Source organism: Achromobacter sp. LC458 (genome assembly GCF_001005835.2).
GTDB lineage: Bacteria > Pseudomonadota > Gammaproteobacteria > Burkholderiales > Burkholderiaceae_B > Achromobacter > Achromobacter spanius_B.
Genome location: NZ_LBHW02000005.1, coordinates 1 through 20,432, shown reverse-complemented (window position 1 = coordinate 20,432; position 20,432 = coordinate 1). Strand labels below are relative to the sequence as shown.

17 protein-coding genes are annotated in these 20,432 nt (G+C 66.2%); 10 read left to right on the top strand and 7 right to left on the bottom strand.

What is annotated here, in order from left to right; genetic code table 11:
- The first annotated feature begins 12 nt into the window (after positions 1 to 12).
- The 3 genes from YH64_RS05780 to YH64_RS05770 are packed head-to-tail and all read left to right on the top strand — an operon-like array spanning position 13 to position 3,610.
- A complete protein-coding gene (locus tag YH64_RS05780; RefSeq protein ID WP_046803517.1) occupies positions 13 to 1,053 on the top strand; it encodes a branched-chain amino acid ABC transporter permease in 1,041 nt (346 codons plus the stop codon).
- Positions 1,050 to 2,843, top strand: coding sequence for an ATP-binding cassette domain-containing protein (locus YH64_RS05775; RefSeq protein ID WP_046803518.1), 1,794 nt, complete (start codon positions 1,050 to 1,052; stop codon positions 2,841 to 2,843). The genes YH64_RS05780 and YH64_RS05775 overlap by 4 nt, the downstream gene beginning before the upstream one ends.
- The gene (locus YH64_RS05770) at positions 2,843 to 3,610 is read left to right on the top strand and encodes an ABC transporter ATP-binding protein (protein WP_046803519.1); all 768 of its coding nucleotides are present in this window, start codon (positions 2,843 to 2,845) and stop codon (positions 3,608 to 3,610) included. Before YH64_RS05775 ends, YH64_RS05770 begins: the two co-directional genes overlap by 1 nt.
- Here the strand turns inward: YH64_RS05770 and YH64_RS05765 are convergent.
- A complete protein-coding gene (locus YH64_RS05765; protein WP_046803520.1) occupies positions 3,607 to 4,542 on the bottom strand; it encodes a glycosyltransferase family A protein in 936 nt (311 codons plus the stop codon). The genes YH64_RS05770 and YH64_RS05765 overlap by 4 nt on opposite strands.
- A 256-nt stretch (positions 4,543 to 4,798) precedes the next feature.
- Between YH64_RS05765 and YH64_RS05760 the strand changes: the two genes are divergently transcribed.
- Positions 4,799 to 5,782 (top strand): LysR family transcriptional regulator, encoded by a 984-nt coding sequence (locus YH64_RS05760; protein ID WP_046803521.1) that lies wholly within the window; start codon positions 4,799 to 4,801, stop codon positions 5,780 to 5,782.
- Positions 5,783 to 5,838: 56 nt separating this feature from the next.
- Here YH64_RS05760 and YH64_RS30455 read toward each other — a convergent pair whose 3' ends face one another.
- From YH64_RS30455 to YH64_RS05745, 4 genes are all read right to left on the bottom strand, one after another.
- On the bottom strand, positions 5,839 to 5,967 hold the full coding sequence (locus YH64_RS30455; RefSeq protein WP_006226408.1) for a hypothetical protein: 129 nt from the start codon (positions 5,965 to 5,967) through the stop codon (positions 5,839 to 5,841).
- 213 nt (positions 5,968 to 6,180) lie between these two features.
- Positions 6,181 to 7,140: a sugar kinase gene (locus YH64_RS05755; protein ID WP_046803522.1), complete on the bottom strand. Its 960-nt coding sequence runs from the start codon at positions 7,138 to 7,140 to the stop codon at positions 6,181 to 6,183.
- On the bottom strand, positions 7,133 to 7,780 hold the full coding sequence (locus YH64_RS05750; RefSeq protein ID WP_143215266.1) for a bifunctional 4-hydroxy-2-oxoglutarate aldolase/2-dehydro-3-deoxy-phosphogluconate aldolase: 648 nt from the start codon (positions 7,778 to 7,780) through the stop codon (positions 7,133 to 7,135). The genes YH64_RS05755 and YH64_RS05750 overlap by 8 nt, the downstream gene beginning before the upstream one ends.
- Positions 7,781 to 7,802: 22 nt before the next feature.
- On the bottom strand, positions 7,803 to 8,588 hold the full coding sequence (locus YH64_RS05745; RefSeq protein WP_046803524.1) for an IclR family transcriptional regulator: 786 nt from the start codon (positions 8,586 to 8,588) through the stop codon (positions 7,803 to 7,805).
- A 292-nt stretch (positions 8,589 to 8,880) separates the two neighbouring features.
- On the opposite strand from YH64_RS05745, the gene uvrA reads away from it, so the two are divergent.
- From uvrA to YH64_RS05730, 3 genes are all read left to right on the top strand, one after another.
- Positions 8,881 to 14,685 (top strand): excinuclease ABC subunit UvrA, encoded by a 5,805-nt coding sequence (gene uvrA, locus YH64_RS05740; RefSeq protein WP_046803525.1) that lies wholly within the window; start codon positions 8,881 to 8,883, stop codon positions 14,683 to 14,685.
- Positions 14,686 to 14,690: 5 nt separating this feature from the next.
- Positions 14,691 to 15,842 (top strand): aminodeoxychorismate synthase component I, encoded by a 1,152-nt coding sequence (locus tag YH64_RS05735; protein WP_046803526.1) that lies wholly within the window; start codon positions 14,691 to 14,693, stop codon positions 15,840 to 15,842.
- 75 nt (positions 15,843 to 15,917) lie between these two features.
- The gene (locus tag YH64_RS05730; protein WP_046803527.1) at positions 15,918 to 16,550 is read left to right on the top strand and encodes an aminotransferase class IV family protein; all 633 of its coding nucleotides are present in this window, start codon (positions 15,918 to 15,920) and stop codon (positions 16,548 to 16,550) included.
- On the opposite strand, the gene YH64_RS05725 is transcribed toward YH64_RS05730, so the two are convergent.
- Complete coding sequence (locus YH64_RS05725) at positions 16,531 to 17,463, bottom strand: LysR family transcriptional regulator (RefSeq protein WP_046803528.1); 933 nt, start codon at positions 17,461 to 17,463, stop codon at positions 16,531 to 16,533. The two genes, YH64_RS05730 and YH64_RS05725, sit on opposite strands and share 20 nt — an antisense overlap.
- A gap of 147 nt (positions 17,464 to 17,610) precedes the next feature.
- On the opposite strand from YH64_RS05725, the gene YH64_RS05720 reads away from it, so the two are divergent.
- Genes YH64_RS05720 through YH64_RS05710 form a run of 3 tightly spaced genes read left to right on the top strand, consistent with a single transcriptional unit; the run spans position 17,611 to position 19,662 of the window.
- The gene (locus YH64_RS05720; RefSeq protein WP_046803529.1) at positions 17,611 to 18,849 is read left to right on the top strand and encodes an aromatic ring-hydroxylating dioxygenase subunit alpha; all 1,239 of its coding nucleotides are present in this window, start codon (positions 17,611 to 17,613) and stop codon (positions 18,847 to 18,849) included.
- A 2-nt stretch (positions 18,850 to 18,851) separates the two neighbouring features.
- Positions 18,852 to 19,325 carry an aromatic-ring-hydroxylating dioxygenase subunit beta gene (locus YH64_RS05715; protein WP_143215275.1) on the top strand — a complete coding sequence of 158 codons (474 nt, stop codon included), beginning with the start codon at positions 18,852 to 18,854 and terminating at the stop codon, positions 19,323 to 19,325.
- A gap of 25 nt (positions 19,326 to 19,350) precedes the next feature.
- Positions 19,351 to 19,662 (top strand): non-heme iron oxygenase ferredoxin subunit, encoded by a 312-nt coding sequence (locus YH64_RS05710; RefSeq protein WP_046803552.1) that lies wholly within the window; start codon positions 19,351 to 19,353, stop codon positions 19,660 to 19,662.
- A gap of 8 nt (positions 19,663 to 19,670) precedes the next feature.
- Here the strand turns inward: YH64_RS05710 and YH64_RS05705 are convergent.
- Positions 19,671 to 20,432 (bottom strand): ThiF family adenylyltransferase (locus YH64_RS05705; RefSeq protein ID WP_143215265.1); only part of this gene is annotated, 762 nt, incomplete at its 5' end.

Here is a 20,432-nt window from a genome sequence, read left to right as displayed (position 1 = left end):
GGACCTTTTCGCATGAATGCTCAGATCGCCTTGATACTCGGGCAGGACGGCATCACCAACGGCGCGATTTATGCGTTGTTGGCGTTGTCGATCCTGCTGGTCTTTACCGTTACCCGCGTGCTGTTCATCCCCCAGGGCGAGTTCGTCGCCTTCGGCGCGCTGACCATGGCGGCCATCCAGGCCGGCAAGCCCGTGCTGCTGGTGTGGCTGCTGCTGGCCTTCGCGCTGGCTGAAGCCGTGGCCGACCTGATGGCGCGGGCCAAGCGCCCGGGCCGCTCGCGCGGGCTTTGGCGCATCGCGGCCAAGGCGATCTACCCGCTGATCCTGGCGGGGCTGTTGTACCAACTGCCGCTGGCGCAGCTGCCGATGGCCGTGCAGGCGTTGTTGACGCTGCTGCTGGTGGTGCCGATGGGGCCGCAGCTGTATCGGCTGTTCTATCAGCCGATCGCCTCGGCGTCCACGCTGGTGCTGCTGATCGTGTCCATTGCCGTGCACCTGGCGCTGGTGGGCCTGGGCCTGCTGGCGTTCGGCGCCGAGGGCGCGCGCACCGCGCCTTTTTCCGACGCCAGCCTGGCGCTGGGTCCCATCAACGTCAACAGCCAGGCGCTTTGGGTGGTGGCGGTGTCGGCCGTGCTGATCGTGGTGCTGTACCAGTTCTTTGAACGCTCGATGTACGGCAAGGCGCTGCGCGCCGCGGCGTTCAACCGGCTGGGCGCGCGGCTGATGGGCATTTCGCCCATCTTCGCCGGGCGCGCCACGTTTTTTCTTGCCGCGTTGATCGGCACGGTGTCGGGCATACTCATCGCCCCCATCACCACCATGTATTTCGATTCGGGCTTCATGGTCAGCCTGAAGGGCTTCGTGGGCGCCATCATCGGCGGCCTGGTCAGCTACCCCTTGGCGGCGGCCGGCGCGGTGCTGGTCGGGCTGATCGAAGCGTTCTCGTCGTTCTGGGCCAGCGCGTACAAGGAAATCATCGTGTTCACGCTGATCATTCCCGTGCTGCTCTGGCGCTCGTTGAAAAGCCATCACGTCGAGGAAGAAGACGAATGAACCCCCGCATCATCCTCGTCGCGTTTCTGGCGCTGCTGGCGCTGGGGCCGCTGGCCCTGCCGCCGTTCTATATCACGCTGCTGAACTACATCGGCCTGTACGCGCTGGTAGCGCTGGGCCTGGTGCTGCTGACCGGCGTGGGCGGCCTGACCAGCTTCGGCCAGGCGGCCTTCGTGGGCGTGGGCGCCTACACCACGGCGCTGCTGACCACCCGCGCCGACACGCTGCCGTCGTGGCTGGCCTGGCTGGGCGCATCGCCCTGGTTGACGCTGCTGGCCGGCTTGTTGCTGACGCTGGTCATCGCCTACCTGCTAGGCGCGATCACGCTGAAGCTGTCGGGCCACTTTCTGCCGCTGGGCACCATCGCCTGGGGCCTGTCGCTGTACTTTGCGTTCGGCTCGGTGGAAGGGTTGGGCGGCCATACCGGCATCCCTGACATCCCGGCCATCAACCTGTTCGGCTGGCCGCTGCACGACGGCGGCAGCATCTACTACCTGATCTGGGCGTTTCTGATGGTGGCCGTCTGGTCCACGCAGAACCTGCTGGATTCGCGCGAAGGCCGCGCCATCCGCGCGCTCAAGGGCGGCCGCGTGATGGCCGAATCCATGGGCGTGAACACGGCGCGCTCGCGCATGGTGATCTTCATCATCGCGGCGTTGCAGGCCTGCGCGTCCGGCTGGCTGTACGCGCACATGCAGCGCTTTGTGAACCCGAATCCGTTCGGCCTGCAAATGGGTATCGAATACCTGTTCATGACGGTGATTGGCGGCGCGGGCCAGGTCTGGGGCGCGCTGGTGGGCGCCGGCGTGTTTACGGTGGCCAAGCAATGGTTGCAAGACTGGTTGCCCAAGGTGTTGGGGCAGACGGGCAACTTTGAAGTCATCGTGTTCGGCTTCGGCATGGTGCTGTTGCTGCACCGCGCCCGCAGCGGCCTGTGGCCGGTGCTGACGCGCTGGATCCGCGTGAAGAAAGCAGTGCGCCGCGTGGACATGAACGCCGAGCCCCTGCCGCGCAAGCCCATGCCGGCGCGCGGCGAGGTGGTGTTGAAGGCGGTGGACGTGACGCGCAAGTTCGGCGGCCTGGTCGCCAACAACGCCATGAACCTGGAGATACGCGCCGGTGAGATCCTGGCGTTGATCGGCCCCAACGGCGCGGGCAAGAGCACGATGTTCAACCAGATTTCGGGCGTGGACACGCCCACCTCGGGCCAGGTCACGCTGCTGGGGCAATCGGTGGCGGGCGCCGGTGCGCGCAAGATCGCGCGCCTGGGTTTGTCTCGCACGTTCCAGCATGTGCGCCTGTTGGGCCGCATGAGCGTGCTGGAAAACGTGGCGATCGGCGCGCACCTGCGCGGCCATCGTGGCGTGCTGCCGGCCGCCTGGCGCCTGGACCGGGCCGAGGAAGCGCGCCTGCTGGCCGAGGCCGCGCGACAGGTCGAACGCGTGGGGCTGGGCAAGCACCTGCACGACGAAGCCGGATCGCTGGCCTTGGGGCAACAGCGCATTCTGGAAATCGCGCGGGCGCTGGCGTCGGACCCTTGCCTCCTGCTGCTGGACGAGCCGGCGGCGGGGCTGCGCTATCAGGAAAAATGCGAGCTGGCCGAGCTGCTGAAGAAGCTGCGCTCGGAAGGCATGGCCATCTTGCTGGTCGAGCACGACATGGACTTCGTGATGGGCTTGGTGGATCGCGTGGTGGTCATGGACTTCGGCGAAAAAATCGCCGAGGGCTTGCCGGCCGAGATCCAGCACAACCCCGCGGTGCTTGAGGCCTATCTGGGCGGAGTGGAATGATGAGCACGAATCTGCTGGAAGTGCGCGACTTGCGCGTGGCGTACGACAAGGTCGAAGCGGTCTCGGGCGTGAGCCTGACGGTGGGCGAAGGCCAGATCGTGACCGTGATCGGCCCCAACGGCGCGGGCAAGACCACCTTGCTGTCGGCCATCATGGGCGTGTTGCCCTCCACGGGCCAGATCGTGTTCGGCGGGAAGCCGCAGGAGCATGCCGAGATCGAGGAAATGGTGGCGGCCGGCATGAACCTGGTGCCCGAAAAGCGCGAGCTGTTTTCTGAAATGACGGTGCACGACAACCTGATGCTGGGCGGTTTCCACCGTTTTCGCACGGGCTTGCGCGACCAGGACAAAACGCTGGCGGAAGTTTACGAGCTGTTCCCGCGACTGAAGGAACGCCATGCGCAACTGGCGGGCACGCTGTCGGGTGGTGAACGCCAGATGCTGGCCGTGGGACGCGCGTTGATGGCCAAGCCGCGCCTGCTGATGCTGGACGAACCCAGCCTGGGGCTGGCGCCGCGCATCGTGCGTGAAGTGTTCAAGATTGTGGCGCGGCTGCGCGAGATGGGCGTGTCGATCCTGCTGATCGAACAGAACGCCCGCGCGGCGCTGCAAGTGGCCGACTACGCCTACGTGCTGGAAACGGGCGCCGTCACGCTGGAAGGGCCGGCCGCCGAGGTGGCGGTGGACCCGCGCGTGGTCGAGGTGTATCTGGGGCTGGGGCATGGCGCGTCCGCGCCTGCCGTGCCCGCCGCCCCCACGGCGGTCTAGGCCACGCCGCGCCGCCGATCCCGCCGGTACAGCGCATAGCCCACCGGCCACATCGCCGCGACCATGAAGGTTGCCATGGGGTTGGTCAGCCGATAGGCGCCCACTGCCGTGGGCACGCCCGAATGCTTCAGGTGCAGCCGAAAGCGCGTGTAGCGCGCGGCCGCCATGATGAATTCGCGCGGGCGGTAGCGGAAGAATTCCAGGTGATGTTGCAGCATGTCCCAGGCCAGCAGGTACAGGCCTTGGGCGTTGTTGCTGACCGACACCGCGCCTTGGGACAAGCCGCCCGGGGTGTCGTGGTACGTGCGCACCACGCGGTTGATGAAGCGGCTGAGATAGCCCGCGCGCGCAATCGCCCACCACACCAGGCTTTCCGGCACGAAGCCGGCCACGTCTTCCGGAAAAGGATATTTGCGCAGGATGTCGGTGCGCATACAGCCGAACTTCTCGCCCTTGATGCGATAGCGGAAGTACACATCCACGGCGGTGCTGTCGAACACGTCTTGCGGATAGCGGTCGCCGACGATGCTGCCGTCGGGCCGCGCGCACAGCCCGGTCACGGCCACATAGGAATCGCGGCGCGCGGGCGGGATGGCTTCCCAGGCTTCCTTGAAGATGGCCAGTGCGTCGGGCGGCATCTCGTCGTCGCTGTCCAGGCCGACGATCATCTGGCCGTTGGCTTCGCGCACGCCCCGATTGAAGGCGGTTTTCTTGTGCTGGTTGTTCTGCCAGATGTAGCGGATGGGAAAATCCGCGCGCGTCTGCCAGTCCAGGATGGATTCGTGGGTGTTGTCGGTGGAGCCGTCGTCCACCACGACCCATTCGAAGTCCCTGAATGTCTGCCGGGAAAGCGATTCGTACACCCGGTGCAGCGTACCCGCCCGGTTGTAGGTGGGCGTTAGAACGGTGAAAAACGTTGGTGTATCGGTCATGCCTGCTATGCCCCTTTGCGATCTCCGTGCCACCGCTGCGGTCTTGGTCTGTCTGTTTTCGCCTGAAGTGTAGGGGATATGCCAACGTGAACCGATGCCACGGCATTCAAATTTGCAATCAAATCTGTCAACCCATGCGATTTTTAGGCAATATCGCGCGGCTGTGGCGCGGCGTTGGCGGATTTATCGCGATCTTTTGTCCAAGCGCTGCGGTGCGCGAGTGGCGTAAACTCGTGCGGCCAAATCCGGAACGCCTATGGAAGCTTCGACCGTCCAGCTCAATGACATTGCCTTGTTTGTAGAGGTCGCCAAGCGCAAGAGCTTCAGCATGGCCGCGCGCGCGCTGGACATGCCTACGTCCACGCTGTCGCGGCGTATCAACGAACTGGAACGCGCGATCGGCCTGCGGCTGATCAACCGCAACACCCGGCGGCTGGATCTGACCGAAGCGGGCGCCGCCTACATGCGCCGCTGCCAGGGCCTGATCGACGAGGCCCGGCTCGCGCACGAGCAGTTGCTGTCGCTGTCCGGCGGCCCGTCGGGCAACCTGCGGGTGTCGATGCCGTACAGCCTGGCGATGTGGCTGCTGCCCGAAACCATCAAGGACTTCACCGACCAGTATCCCGACGTCGAATGCGAATTTGACCTGAGCATGATGACGGCGTCCGACGCGCAAGGCACGCCGTTTGACGTGGTGCTGCGGTTTGGCCGCGATGGGGATATTTCGCCGACGACGCTGGACGTCGGCCATGGCAACGGGAACGGTAACGGCAATGGCGGCAACGCCGGCCGCCCGGTTGGCGCCGTGGTGCAGGAGCTGGTGTCCCTGGACAACTACCTGTATGCGTCCGAGCGCTACCTGCAACGCCATGGCGAACCCCGGACACCGGGCGAATTGACGCAACACCAGTGCCTGCGAACCACGATCGACGACGCGCATTCGTACTGGACGCTGCACGACGGCACGGTCAGCGAAGTGGTGCCGGTCAGCGGCCATCTGGCGGCCAACAACATGAGCATCGCGGGCACGCTTGCCGGCCTGGACCTGGCCATCACCCGCATGCCCAACTGCCTGGCGCTGGACCCGATCATCAAGCGCAACTCGCTGCGCCGCGTGCTGCCGGGCTGGTCAGTGGACCCGATCTCGATCTACGCGGTGTACCCGTCAAGCATCCAACCGGCCAAGACGCGCGCGTTCATGGATTTCATCAAGCCCAAGCTTGGCCCGGCCCCTGCATAAAAAAATCCCCGCAAGGCACGAAGCCCTGCGGGGATTTTTCAGATCCAGAACGTCGATTAGACGCGCTTGATCTTTTCCAGCATCTTGAAAACACCCTTGGGCGACTTGACGAACAAGCGCTTGAAGGCCTTGCCCAGGCAACGGCGTTCCAGGGTGTTACGACGCACGCGTTTGCGTTCAGCCATGTTGATTCTCCTGTTGAATTTGCGGAAAAAAGTCACCGCACAACCGGGGATCAGGCTGGCGGAAAAAATTCGGATAACTTGGCATTTTAGCCTGAAATTTCCTGCCGACGCCAATGGCGGGCATTTGGGGTGCATGGCGGCGCGGCGGAGACCCGTCCCTGAATTGATCCAGGCGGCATCGACCGCCTCCGCCCCCGCTCCCTCGCCCCAGGCCTACTTCGACCCCGCGGCGCCCTGCCCCGCCAGCAACGCCAAGCGTTCCCGAACCTGCTCGGCACGCGGCAGCGGGTCCACCGCGCCATAGCCCAGGGTGGACAGCGCCGCCGCCGCGTTGGCATAGCGCACGGCCTCTTCCCAGCTGTCGCCCTGGCAGCGCCGGGCCAGCAAGCTGCCGGCAAAGCAGTCGCCCGCCCCGGTGGCGTCCACGGCGTCCACGCGCAGGGCGGCCATCGGCGTGCGGGTCTTGCCGTCGTCGATGATGGAACCGTCCTTGCCCAGTTTCAGCACGACCACGCCTGCCGCGCCGCCGTCGCGGATCCAGTCCAGCGTGCGTTCGGGGTCGTCATTGCCGGTCAGGTGCTGCATGTCGTCCATGCTGGGCAAGAACAGATCGGCCTGCCGCATCGTTTCGCGCAGGATGGCGCGGGCGCGGTCCACGGGCCACAGGCGCAGGCGCAAGTTGGAATCCAGGCTGATCTGGGTGCCCGCCGCCCTGGCCCGTTGCATGGCGGCAAACACCGTGTCGCAGGCGCTGGTGCTGATTGCCATGCTGATGCCCGACACATGCAGGAAGCGGCTGCGTTCGATCAGCCCGCTGTCCAGCAGGGCCGGCGTCATCAGGCTGGCGGCCGAGCCCCGGCGCAGGTAGCTGAACGCATGGCCGTCGGGCCCGTGCTGCACGAAATACAGGCCCGTGTGGGCGTCGTCGTCGCGCTGCACGCCGGACGTGTCCACGCCTTCTGCCTGCCACAGGTCCAGGAACTGCGCGCCGAAGGCGTCGTTGCCCACCCGGGTCAGATAGGCGCAGCGCGCGCCTTGCCGGGCCGCCGCGATGGCTGCGTTGGAGGTATCGCCGCCAAAGCCTTGCAGGTATTGAAGCTGGCCCTTGTGCGTCTGGTTCAGTTCGATCAGCGGCTCGCCCAGCGCGACGATGTCGAAGTCCACGTCAGCCATGGGACGCCTCCAGGGTGCGAGTGATCTGCGCGACCAGAGCCGCCGTATCGCGCGCGGCGAAGGCGGCCTTGTCATAAAGGTTGCTGCCGATGCCGACCAAGCCGGCCCCGGCCGCGAAATACGCGCCCATGTTTTCCTGCGTGACGCCGCCCGTGGGGCAGAAGATGGTGTCGGGAAACACGGATTTCAGGGCGGCCAGGTGCTTGGGGCCGCCCGTATCCGCCGGAAAAACCTTCACCACATCCACGCCCGCGCGCCGCGCGGCCAATACTTCGGTGGGGGTAAAGGCGCCCAACAGGCACAGGGCGTCGGCGGCATGGGCCATGTCGACGATATCGGTGGCCAGGCCCGGCGACACCAGGAAATCGGCGCCGGCCACCAGCGCCTCGCGCGCCTGGGTTTCGTCCAGCACGGTGCCCACGCCCAGCAGCAGGCTGGGGCCGTGCTTGTCGCGCAGCGCGCGAACCAGGTCGGTCACGCCGGGAATCGTCCAGGTCAATTCCAGGGTGCGGCAACTGGCCGCCACCGCCACTTCGGCGGCATAGGCGGCGGTGGCGGCGTCGGTATAGCGCAGCACGGGCACGACCCGGGCCGCCAGCAAGGCGGATAGCTTGGACGCGAGGGGAGCGGATGCGGTCATGGGATTCCTCTGAGGCTGACGGTCAGGCGCCGCCGGTGGACACCGGCAACACGGCAAGTTTGGCCACGGCGGCATCGCGCAGCCGCAGCAAGGGGTCGATATAAGCGGTTTGGGGATCGTCCTGGCGCCGGAACAGCAGCGTGCTGACGCTAACGCCCGCCACTGGCCGGCCGGCCGCGTCGCACAGCGCCACGCCATAGCAGACGATACCGGCTTCATTTTCTTCGTCGTCCATGGCGTAGCCCCGGCCTCGGGCTTCCTCCAGCACGGCGCGCAGCGCCGGCAAGCTGGTGACGGTGCCCGGCATGCGCGCCGGCAGGGGCAGCCCGCGCAGCAGCTGTTCGCGGGCCGCCTCGTCCAGCGCGGCAAGATAGGCCTTGCCCACCGCGCTGGAATGCAGCGCCACGGACGCGCCCACGCGCGACACCATGCGGACGGGCCCGGGGCTTTCCAGTTTGTCGATATAGATCATTTCGTGGCCCGCCGGCACGGCCAGATGGACCGTTTCGCCGGTGGCATCGCGCAGGGCTTGCAGGTCGGGCGCCAGGGCGGCGCGCAGGTCGAACCGCGACCACGCCCGGCTGGCCAGCGATATCAGCCGCGTGCCCAGCCGATAGGCGCCGCCCGTTTCGGCCACCATGCCCTGCTCGGCCAGGGCCGCCACGATACGGTAGACGGTGGGGCGGGGATAGCCGCAAACGCGCGCCAGCGCGGCGGCCGTGGGCGGCTCTGGCGCATCGGCAACGGCTTGCAGCACGGCCATGAATTTCCCGAACGCGGCAGCGCCCGCGACCTTGGTTTCCGACAAGAACGTCCCCAGATAAGACCCATGCGCCGTCCTTGGACGGCACATGGAACGGCGTAGACCTTCAACCCAGAAATTCGAAGAAGTCCTAAGAACGCCACAGATTCGAAATGCAGGCAGCGCGGATTTCAGACGAATCTGCGATACTGTTTATTTGTACAGCTAGACCGCCTGGCGGTGTCCACAATATGGACAACCGCATCACAATATAGGCAATTATTCCATATCGCCGCGCTTGGAACCAGCGATGGGTTATCGCTCGGGCAGGCGGCTTCCTCAGGCTACGATACCGTCCATGAGCTCCCAAATCCGCATCGTTGGCGCACGCCAGAACAACCTTAAAAACCTGGACCTGACCCTCGCCACCGGCGAATTGGTCGTTGTGACCGGCGTGTCGGGGTCCGGCAAAAGTTCGCTGGCTTTCGACACCCTGTACGCCGAAGGCCAACGGCGCTACGTGGAAACCTTCTCGCCCTACGCGCGCCAGTTCCTGGACCGCATGGACAAGCCCCAGGTAGACCGCATCGAGGGCATTTTGCCCGCCATCGCCATCGATCAGACCAACCCGGTGCGCAGCTCGCGCAGCACGGTCGGCACGATGACCGAACTGAACGACCACCTGAAACTGCTGTTTGCGCGCGGCGCGCGGCTGTACTGCCGGGGCTGCGGCAAGCTGGTCCGGCGCGACACGCCCGAATCCGTCTATCACTCGCTGGCCGAACGCGCCGCCGTGGCCGGCGACCCGCGCCTGGTGGTGACCTTTCCCATTGCCGTGCCCGCCAACTTCACCGAAGACGAAGTGCGCGGCTTTCTTGAGCAGCAGGGCTACACCCGCGTGCACGCCGAGGAAACGGCGGTGCCGCGCGCCACCGTGGCCAAGCCGGCCAAAGGCGCCAAGAAGGGCAAGGCCGCCAAGGACGCCGGCGAAGAACGCCGCATCCTGCACGTTATCCAAGACCGTTTCCGCTTCGCCGGCACCGAACGCGAACGCGTGATGGAAGCGCTGGACACGGCACTGCGCATGGGCGCCGGGCACCTGGCCGTCTACGTCATGAACGCCGAGGGCGAGAACGCGGACATCTGGAAATACAGCGACCGCCTGCACTGCGCCGACTGCAACATCGAATACACCGACCCGCTGCCCAGCAGCTTCTCGTTCAATTCCCCGCTGGGCGCCTGCGAGGCGTGCCGGGGCTTTGGCCGCGTGATCGGCATCGACTTCGGCCTGGTCATCCCCGACGAAAACAAGACCCTGATGGAAGGCGCCATCAAGCCCTGGACCACGCCGTCCTACAAGGAATGCCAGGACGAGCTGCAAAAGTACGCCCCCCGCGCGGGCGTGCCGCTGGGCGTGCCCTGGAAAAGCCTTAGCGAAGAACACAAGCGCTGGGTGCTGTACGGCACGCCCGACTGGAAGGGCGGCAACGATGCCTGGAAGCACCAGTGGTACGGCGTGCAGCGCTTTTTCGACTGGCTGGAAACCAAGGCGTACAAGATGCACGTGCGCGTGCTGCTGTCCAAGTACCGCAGCTACACGCCCTGCCCCACCTGCAACGGCGCGCGCCTGAAACCGGATGCGCTGCTGTGGCGCCTGGGCACCAAGGAAGAAGCCGACACCGTGCTGCCGCCCGAAGACGGCCGCTATCAGCGCTTCATGCCGGTCGCCGCCAACTGGTCGCGCGATCAGCTGAACAACATCGGCGGCCTGTCGATCCATGACGTGATGCTGTTGCCCATCGAACGGGTACGGCGCTTCTTTGACGGGCTGTCTTTCTCGGGCGCGCTGGATGCAGCCACCGACCTCTTGATGACCGAGGTGCGCGCGCGCCTGAAGTTCCTGTGCGACGTGGGCCTGGGCTACCTGACGCTGGACCGCCAGAGCCGCACGCTGTCGGGCGGCGAAGTGCAGCGCATCAACCTGACCACCGCGCTGGGCACCTCGCTGGTGAACACGCTGTTCGTGCTGGACGAGCCGTCCATCGGCCTGCACCCGCGCGACATGCACCGCGTGGTCGAAGTCATGCATCGCTTGCGCAACGCCGGCAACACGCTGGTGGTGGTGGAACACGACCCGCAGGTCATGGTGGCGGCCGATCGCATCATCGACATCGGCCCCGGCCCCGGCGAACGCGGCGGCTACATCGTTTTTGACGGCACGCCCAAGCAACTGCGCGCGGCCGACACGCTGACGGGCAACTACCTGGGCGGACGCCAGCGCGTGGAAGCCCCGCGCCCCATGCCGGTGGCAGCCAACACGCCGCGCCTGCTGCTCGAAGGCGTCAACGCGCACAATCTGAAAAACGTGTCCGTCGAACTGCCGCTGGGCCGGCTGGTCTGCGTGACCGGCGTGTCCGGCTCGGGCAAGTCCACGCTGGTGCAAGACGTGCTGTACCCCGCGCTGCTGAAGCAAAAGGGCAAGCCGTCGGAAACGCCCGGCGCGTTCGACCGCCTGTTGGGCGCCGAGCAGATCGCCGACGTGGTCATGGTGGACCAGACGCCCATCGGCAAGACGGCGCGGTCCAACCCCGCCAGCTACGTGGGCGCCTTTGACGCCATCCGCAAGCTGTTCGCCCAGGCCCCGCTCGCGCGCGAACGCGCCTACACGGCCGGCACGTTCAGCTTCAACGGTGGCGACGGCCGCTGCCCCACCTGCGGCGGCACCGGCTTCGAACACGTCGAAATGCAGTTCCTGTCCGACGTCTACCTGCGTTGCCCCGACTGCGACGGCAAGCGATTCCGCCCCGAAGTGCTGGAAGTGCGTGTCGAACACCTGGGCAAAAGCGCGTCCATCGACGAAGTGCTGGCCATGACGGTCAGCGAAGCGCTGGACTTCTTCAAGGGCCTGCGCGACGTGCAGACCGGCCTGGCGCCGCTGGCCGACGTGGGCCTGGAATACGTGCGCCTGGGGCAACCCGTGCCCACGCTGTCCGGTGGCGAGGCGCAGCGCCTGAAGCTGGCCGGCCACCTGGCCGAAGCCGCGCGCAGCGGCATTTCCACCGCCAAGGTTGCCAAGAAGGGCAGCCTGTTCCTGTTCGACGAGCCCACCACCGGCCTGCACTTTGACGACGTGGCACGTCTGATGCGCGCGTTTCGCAAGCTGCTGGCCGCCGGCCACACGCTGCTGGTCATCGAACACAATCTAGACGTGATCCGCGCGGCCGACTGGCTGATCGACCTGGGCCCCGAAGGCGGCGACGCCGGCGGCCTGCTGATCGGCGTGGGCACCCCGCAAGACCTGATGGACAACCCCAAGTCGCATACCGGCGCGGCGCTGCGTGACTACGAAGTCAGCATCCTGCCGGCCGACGTGGTGGTCACCAGCGACATCGACGCGCAGGAAGTCGAGCAAGCCGGCCTGACCGCGCGCATCGCCGAGCCCACCGCCGTCTACAACGGCGCGGACGTGGCCACCGATGCCGCCGGCCCCGGCGCCGGCGAAGGCACGCCATTGCAGTCCGTGATGCGCGCGCGTCGCCAAGGCAACATGGCCATCGAGATCCGCAACGCGCGCGAGCACAACCTGAAGAACATCAGCGTTGAAATCCCGCACGATAAATTCACCGTGATCACCGGCGTGTCTGGCTCGGGCAAGTCAACCCTGGCGTTCGACATCCTGTTCAACGAAGGCCAGCGCCGCTATCTGGAATCGCTGAACGCCTACGCGCGCGCCATCGTGCAGCCGGCCGGCAAGCCCGACGTGGACGCCATCTTCGGCATTCCGCCCACCGTGGCCATCGAACAGCGCACCAGCCGTGGCGGGCGCAAGTCCACCGTGGCCACGATGACGGAAATCCACCATTTCCTGCGCCTGCTCTATGTGAAGCTGGGCACGCAGTACTGCCCGGATTGCAACGTGGCCGTTGAACCGCAGAACACGGACCAGATCGTGGCGCGCCTGCTGCGCGACCACAAGGGCGTGCACATCGGGCTGCTGGCCCCGCTGGTCACCGCGCGCAAGGGTTATTACACGGACCTGGCCAAGTGGGCCGGTTCGAAGGGCCATTCGCACCTGCGCGTGGATGGCGAGTTCATCCCCGTGGCCCCGTGGCCGCGCCTGGACCGCTACAAGGAACACACCATCGAACTGCCCGTGGCGGACGTGGTGGTGGACCCGGCCAACGAGGCCGACCTGCGCGCCGCCGTCAAAAGCGCGCTGGAAAACGGCCAGGGCGTGATGTCGGTGGTGTGGCCGGTGAACAAGCTGCATGAAGCGCTGAACAGCGAATTGCAGCAGCAGCACTTTTCGGTCAAGCGCGCGTGCCCGTCTTGCGGCACCAGCTTCCCGGAACCTGATCCGCGTCTGTTCTCATACAACTCCAAGCATGGCTGGTGCACGGGCTGCTACGGCACGGGCCTGCAATTGCAGGGCTTTGACGAAGAGCAGACGGGCGAGGAAACCGCCTGGAACGCCTGGTACGAAGGCGAGGCCAAGGCGTGCACGCAGTGCGACGGGCAGCGCCTGAACCGCGTGGCGCGCGCCGTGCGCTGGCGCGACAAGTCCATTGCCGAACTGGCGTCGCTGCCGGTGTCCGACGCGCACACCTTCTTTACCGGACTGGTGGCGCGTGGCCGCGAAGGCGAGATCGCCCGCGACATCCTGACCGAAATTCGCGGCCGCCTGAACTTCATGCAGGAAGTGGGCCTGAACTACCTGGCGCTGGACCGCGCCGCGCCCACGCTGTCCGGCGGCGAAGCGCAGCGCATCCGCCTGGCCGCGCAGCTCGGTTCCAACCTGCAAGGCGTTTGCTATGTGCTGGACGAACCCACCATCGGCCTGCACCCGCGCGACAACCGCATCCTGCTGGACGCGCTGGCGCGCCTGGAAGGCAACGGCAACACGCTGGTGGTGGTGGAACATGACGACGACACCATCCGCCGCGCCTCGCACGTGATCGACATCGGGCCGGGCGCGGGCATCCGTGGCGGTCGGGTCGTGGCACAAGGCACCGTGGAAGACGTCATGAACGCGCCGGAATCCATCACCGGCCGCTACCTGAAGACGCCGCTGGCGCATCCGCTGCAAGGCCGCCGTCCGGTGGAAGCGGACACGCCCATGATCGAAATCCGAGGCGCGCGCCTGCATAACCTGCGCAGCGTGGACGCCAAGATTCCGGTGGGCCGGCTGAGCGTGGTGACCGGGGTATCCGGTTCCGGCAAGTCCACGCTGGCGCGCGAAGTGCTGCTGGACAACCTGACGCAAGCCGTGTCGCAGGGCAAGGCCCCGGGCTGGGCGGGCTGCGAAAGCATCAAGGGCTGGGAAGCCATCGACCGCGTGCTGGAAGTGGACCAGACCCCCATCGGCAAGACGCCGCGCTCGTGCCCGGCCACTTATGTGGGCTTCTGGGACGACGTGCGCAAGCAGTTCGCCGACACCCGCGAAGCCCGCATGCGCGGCTGGACGGCGGCGCGCTTCTCGTTCAACACCGGCGATGGCCGCTGCCCCATCTGCGAAGGCCAGGGCATGCGCACCATCGAAATGAACTTCCTGCCCGACGTCAAAGTGCCGTGCGACGCCTGCAACGGCGCGCGCTTCAACAGCGACACGCTCAGCGTGCAGATGCGCGGCAAGAACGCCGGCGAGCTGCTGTCCATGGAAGTGGACGACGCCATCGGCTACTTTGCCGCGCACCCGAAGATCCATCGCCCGCTGCAATTGATGCAGGACGTGGGCCTGGGTTATTTGACGCTGGGCCAGCCGTCGCCCACGCTGTCGGGCGGCGAGGCCCAGCGCATCAAGCTGGTGACCGAGCTATCCAAGGCGCGCCTGACCGACGGGCTGATCAAGACCGGCCGCGCCTCGCGCATCCCGCACACGCTGTACGTGCTGGACGAGCCCACGGTGGGCCTGTCGATGGCCGACGTCGAAAAGCTCATCCACGTGCTGCATCGCCTGGTGGAAGCCGGCAATACGGTGGTCGTGATCGAGCATAATCTGGACGTCATCGCCGAAGCCGACTGGCTGCTGGACCTGGGCCCCGAAGGCGGCACGGGTGGCGGGCAGCTGGTTGCCGAAGGCTCGCCGGAACATGTGATGACCCTGGCCGACCATTCCCACACGGGACGCGTCCTGACGGAATTCCTGGCTCATCAACATCCGTAGCAAGCATGCATTGTCGTTTTGAAGACCGGCTGGCCGGTCGCGCACTGAAGTTCGAGGGCTTTTGCTCCCGGATCGAGGCACGCACCGCCGCCGAGGTCGGCCCGGCGCTGGCGGCCATCGAGGCCGCCCGGCAACAGGGCCGCTGGGTGGCCCTGTTGCTGGACTACGAATTGGGCGAATGGCTGCTGCCCGAAGCCTCGCGGGCGGCGCCGACCGGCCCTTGGACGCCTCCCCAAGACGACGGCCGCCCGCGCCTGACCGCGCTGGTGTTCGAACGCAAGGTCGACGAAGCGCCGTGGGACGCGCCCGATTCGGCAAGCGCCGATGCGGCACGCGCCGACTCCGCCATCACCCTGCCCGCCCCGCGCATGACGGAGGCCAACTACGTGCGCCAGATCAACGCCATCCGGGGCCTGATCGAAGACGGCGAGCTATACCAAGTCAACTACACCCAGCCGCTGGACGTGCAAGTCCAGGGCGATGCGGCCACGCTTTACCGGCGCATCGCCGCCCGCAACCCGGTCGCCCACGCCGCCTTTATCCAGGACGGCGCGCGCACGGTGCTGTCGTTTTCGCCCGAGCTTTTCGTACGGCGAGACGGCTCGCGGCTGACGACCCGCCCCATGAAGGGCACCGCGCCACGCCATGCCGATGCCGGGGAAGACACGCGGCTGGGGCAGGCCCTGCTGGCCAGCGAGAAAAACCGCGCCGAAAACCTGATGATCGTGGACCTGCTGCGCAACGACCTGGGTCGCCTGGCCCAGCCGGGCTCGGTCAAGGTCGACGCGTTGTTCTCGCTGGAGCGCTATCCCACCGTCTGGACCATGACGTCCACCGTGTCGGCACAGGCGCCCGACGCCACCCTGGAAGCCGTGCTGCGCGCGCTGTTCCCCTGCGGTTCGATCACCGGTGCCCCCAAGGTCGCGGCCATGCGCCGCATCCGCCAGATGGAAACCGGCCCGCGCGGCCTGTATTGCGGCAGCGTGGGCTGGCTGGCGCCGGATGGCGATTTTTCGTTGAACGTGGCGATCCGCACCCTGGTGCTGGATGACGCCGGCCAGGGCGTCTACAGCGTGGGCGGCGGCATCGTGCACGATTCGGACCCCGCCGAGGAATGGCAGGAGTGCCATTGGAAAGCCCGGATCCTGCGCGCCTGATGCCGCGCTGGAACTTCCGGCGACGGCGGTAGTAGCATAGAGCCCGGCCACACCCGCCACGACCAGGAGCGACCCATGCAACCCGAATTGATCGAGACCATCCTGGTTGATGCCGAACAGCGCGTGCCCTTGCTGGACCGCCACCTGAAGCGGCTGGAGGCGTCCTGCAAGGACCTGGGTTATGTCTGGGCCGGGCGCGCCGTTGAAGGCGACATCATGATCGCCGCTACCAGCCTGGTGACCCCGGGCGCGCATCGGCTGCGGTTGCTGGTGGCCCGCGACGGCAGCCGCCAGATCCAGACCGCCATGCTGCCGCCCCTGCCCGCCGTGCAGGAAGTGATGCTGGCGCCCGAAACGCTGCGCTCGACCGAACCGCTGCTGCGCTACAAAACCACGCACCGCCCCTGGTACACCAAGACCATCGAATGGCTGCCGGCGCATCCGCACATCTTTGACCTGCTCTATCTGAACGAACGCGGCGAACTTTGCGAAGGCAGCCGCAGCAACGTATACCTGCGCCTGGACGGCCGCTGGTATACGCCCCCGGTGGACAGTGGCTGCCTGCCCGGCGTGCAGCGCGGCGAACTGCTGGATACGGCCAACGTGCGCGAACGCGTGCTGACGCTGGCCGACCTGCATGCCGCCGACGAAATCCGGCTGTCGAACGCGCTGCGCGGCTGGTTCAACGTCACCCTGCGGGAAGCCTGACCCGCCCGTCCGGCTCGGCAAACTGCTCCACCACCACCTGCCGCAGCCACTGATTGGCGGGATCGCGATGGTTGCGCGCGTGCCAGAACACATTGATGACCGACTCCGGAATCTTCACCGGACAGGGCGCCGTCGCCAGCCCGAAGGGCGCACAGGCGCAATCGGCAAAGCGCTGCGGCACCACCGCGATCATGTCGGTGGCCTGCAACACCGGCCCCACCGCAATGAAGTGCGGCACCGTCAACCGCAAGCGGCGCTGGATGCCGGCGCGTGCGATCACCTCGTCCACCACGCCGTGCCCGGTGCCTTCTGACACGATGGCCACGTGCTCGGCGGTGCGGAATTGTTTGGCTGACACGCCCGAATGCGCCAGGGGATGGTCGCGCCGGAAAATGCACACGTAAGGCTGGCTGAACAGCTTGCGCTGGAAAAAACCGCTTTGCAGGCCGGGCAGGAAACCCATCGCCACATCGATGCGGCCGCGCTCCATTTCGTCACGCACGTCGATCGACGTGGTGCGCACCGTGCGGATGGTGACGCCCGGGGCGGCGGCGTCCAGCGCCCGCATCAGGCGTGGCAGGAAATAGGTTTCGCCCACATCGTTCACACCGATCACGAAGGCCCGTTCGCTGCTTGCGGGGTCGAACACGGCGCGCGCGTTCAGCGTGCCATGCAGCGCCGCCAGCGCGTCCGCGATGGGCTGGGCCAGCGCCTCGGCATAGGGCGTGGGCACCATGCCGCGCGACGTGCGCAGGAACAGCTCATCGCCCAGCAGCTTGCGCAGACGGGTCAGCGCGTTGCTGACGCCGGGCTGCGAGATGCCCAGGCTGTGCGCGGCGGCGGATACCCGGCCATGCCTGTGCAGTTCGTTGAAGACGACCAGCAGGTTCAGGTCCACGTCTTTCAGGTTCATGCGCTTGTCTCCACCAATATTGATTCTGGTGATGCGTTCTATTGACCAGATTCTATTTATTTATTTTTGCGCGTGGCGGAACATGGACCGATAAAAGCAGCGATAAACGCCGCGATAAAAGCCGCGACAACGACTCGGAGACAAGCCATGCCCATCGACCCGCCCTGGCCGGACGACGGTTCCCACCGCATTCCGTTCGGCGTCTACACCGACGCCGCCCTGCACCAACGCGAGCTGGAACGTTTTTTCTACCAGGCGCACTGGTGCTATGTCGGCCTGGAAGCCGAAATCCCCAACCCCGGCGACTTCAAGCGCACCGCCGTCGGCGAACGTTCCGTCATCCTGCTGCGCGACAACGACGGCCAGGTCCGCGTGGTGGAAAACGTATGCGCCCACCGTGGCGTGCAGTTCTGCCGCGAACGTTCCGGCAACCGCACCGAATTCGTCTGCCCGTATCACCAGTGGAACTACGACCTGCAAGGCAACCTGATCGGCGTGCCGTTCCGGCGCGGCGTCAAGCAGGACGGCAAGGTCAACGGCGGCATGCCGCCCGACTTCAAAACCGAGGACCATAGCCTGACCAAGCTGGCGGTGGCCTGTCGCAACGGCGTCGTATTCGCCTCGTTCGACCACGACGCCGAACCGCTCGAAGACTATCTGGGCCCGGACATCCTGCATTACTTCGACCGCGTGTTCGACGGCCGCCAGCTGCTTATCCACGGCTACAGCCGTCAGCGCATCCCCGGCAACTGGAAGCTGATGCAGGAAAACATCAAAGACCCCTACCACCCGGGCCTGCTGCACACCTGGTTCGTCACCTTTGGCCTGTGGCGCGCCGACAACCGCTCAGAACTGAAGATGGACCGCCATTTTCGCCACGCCGCCATGATTTCCACGCGCGGCCAGGGCGGCAAGGGCAGCGTAACCAGCGGCGTGTCCAGCTTCAAGGAACAGATGTCGCTGAACGATGACCGGTTCCTGGACATCGTGCCGGAGCCCTGGTGGAACGGCCCCACCGCCGTGCTGATGACGCTGTTTCCCAGCGTCATCATCCAGCAGCAGGTCAATTCGCTATCCACCCGCCACATCCAGCCCGTGGGCCACGACGCCTTCGACTTCGTCTGGACGCACTTCGGCTTTGCCGATGACACGCCCGAGATGACGCAGCGGCGGCTGCGCCAGGCAAACCTGTTTGGCCCGGCCGGCTTCGTGTCGGCCGACGACGGCGAAGTGATCGAATTTTCGCAATCGGGTTTTCAACAGAAGCCGTGGCACCGCAGCGTGGCGGAACTGGGCGGCAAGACGGCCGAGAACACCGACCACATGGTCACTGAAACGTTGATACGCGGCATGTACGCGTATTGGCGACGCGTGATGGAGGCATGACGATGCTGGACTTTCCGCTTTATTACCGGCTGACCTGCCTGTACACCGACTACGCCGCCGCGCTGGACGCAGAGCAATGGGACAAGTGGCCCGACTTTTTCCTGGAAGACTGCGTCTACAAGGTGCTGCCCCGCGAAAACCATGAACGCGGCTACCCACTGGCCACCATGGCGTTCGAAAGCCGCGGCATGCTGAAAGACCGCATTTACGGCGCCACCGAAACGATCTTCCACGACCCGTATTACCAGCGCCACGTGGTCGGAGCGCCGCGCGTGCTGTCGGTCCAGGGCGACCGCATCGAATCCGAAGCCAGCTACGCCGTCTTTCGCACCAAGCCCAATCAGCTGACCACGGTATTCAACGTGGGCCGCTACCTGGACGTGGTGCGCGACACGCCCGACGGCATGAAGTTCGAATCGCGCTTGTGCATCTTCGACAGCGAGCTGGTGCCCAATTCGCTGATCTACCCCATCTAGCCTAGCCAGGATCACCGCCATGACGATGACCACCCAATGGATACAGGCCATCGCCCATGCCGATGTGCCCGAAGACGACGTGATTGCCGTGCAGGCGGGCGACCGCGAAATTGCGCTGTACGGCGTGGACGGCCAGGTCTACGCCACGGACAACCTCTGTACGCACGGCAACGCCCGCCTGTGCGACGGCTTTTTGACCGGCCATGAAATTGAATGCCCGCTGCACCAGGGGCGTTTCGATGTGCGCGACGGCCGGGCGCTGTGTTCGCCCTTGCGCGAGAACGTGGCGACCTATCCGGTCAGGATCGAAGACGGAATGGTGTTCGTGGCGCTGTAGCGCCGCGTTCAGATCGCCATGCGCAGCGCTTCGTTGGCCGCTGCCATGCCCATGGCCGCCGTCACCGTCACCACCGAGCCGTAGCCCGCGCAGGACAAGCCTTGCGGGGCGGTCGCCTGGCCGGCGGCGCCGACATCGTCCTCGCCTTCAGTGGGGCGCGTCCACGCGTCGGGCAGAATGGCCGGCTGGTCGAACCACAGCGCATGCACGCCCATCTTGGGCACGCGCTTGAGCGCCTTGCCGTGCTGGTCGGACGCGCGCGGAAACCCGTGTTCGCGGCGCAGCTTGTTGCGCAGCTTGGACAACAAGGCGTCGTTCACCGCCGCCGACAAGTCCCCTGCCCGCAACGCCAGCGGATCGGTCTTGCCGCCCGCGCCGCCGCACAGCAGCATCGGCACGCCCAATGCGCGCGCGTGCAGGATCATTGCGATCTTGGCGGCTGCCTGGTCGGTGCAATCGATGATGACGGTGTAGGGGCCGGGCAGCACCTCGGCCACGTTCTCGGGCGACACGAAGTCATCCACCCGGGTCACGCGGCATTCGGGGTTGATCTCCAGCACCCGCTCGGCCATCGCATCCACCTTGGACTTGCCCAACGTGGACGTCAGCGCGTGCAGTTGCCGATTGACGTTGGATTCGGCGATGTGATCCAGGTCGATCAACGTCAACGCGCCCACGCCGCAACGCGCCAGCGCCTCAACCGTCCACGACCCGACGCCGCCCAAGCCGGCCACGGCCACGTGCGCGCGCTGCAAGTGCGCGGGCGCTTG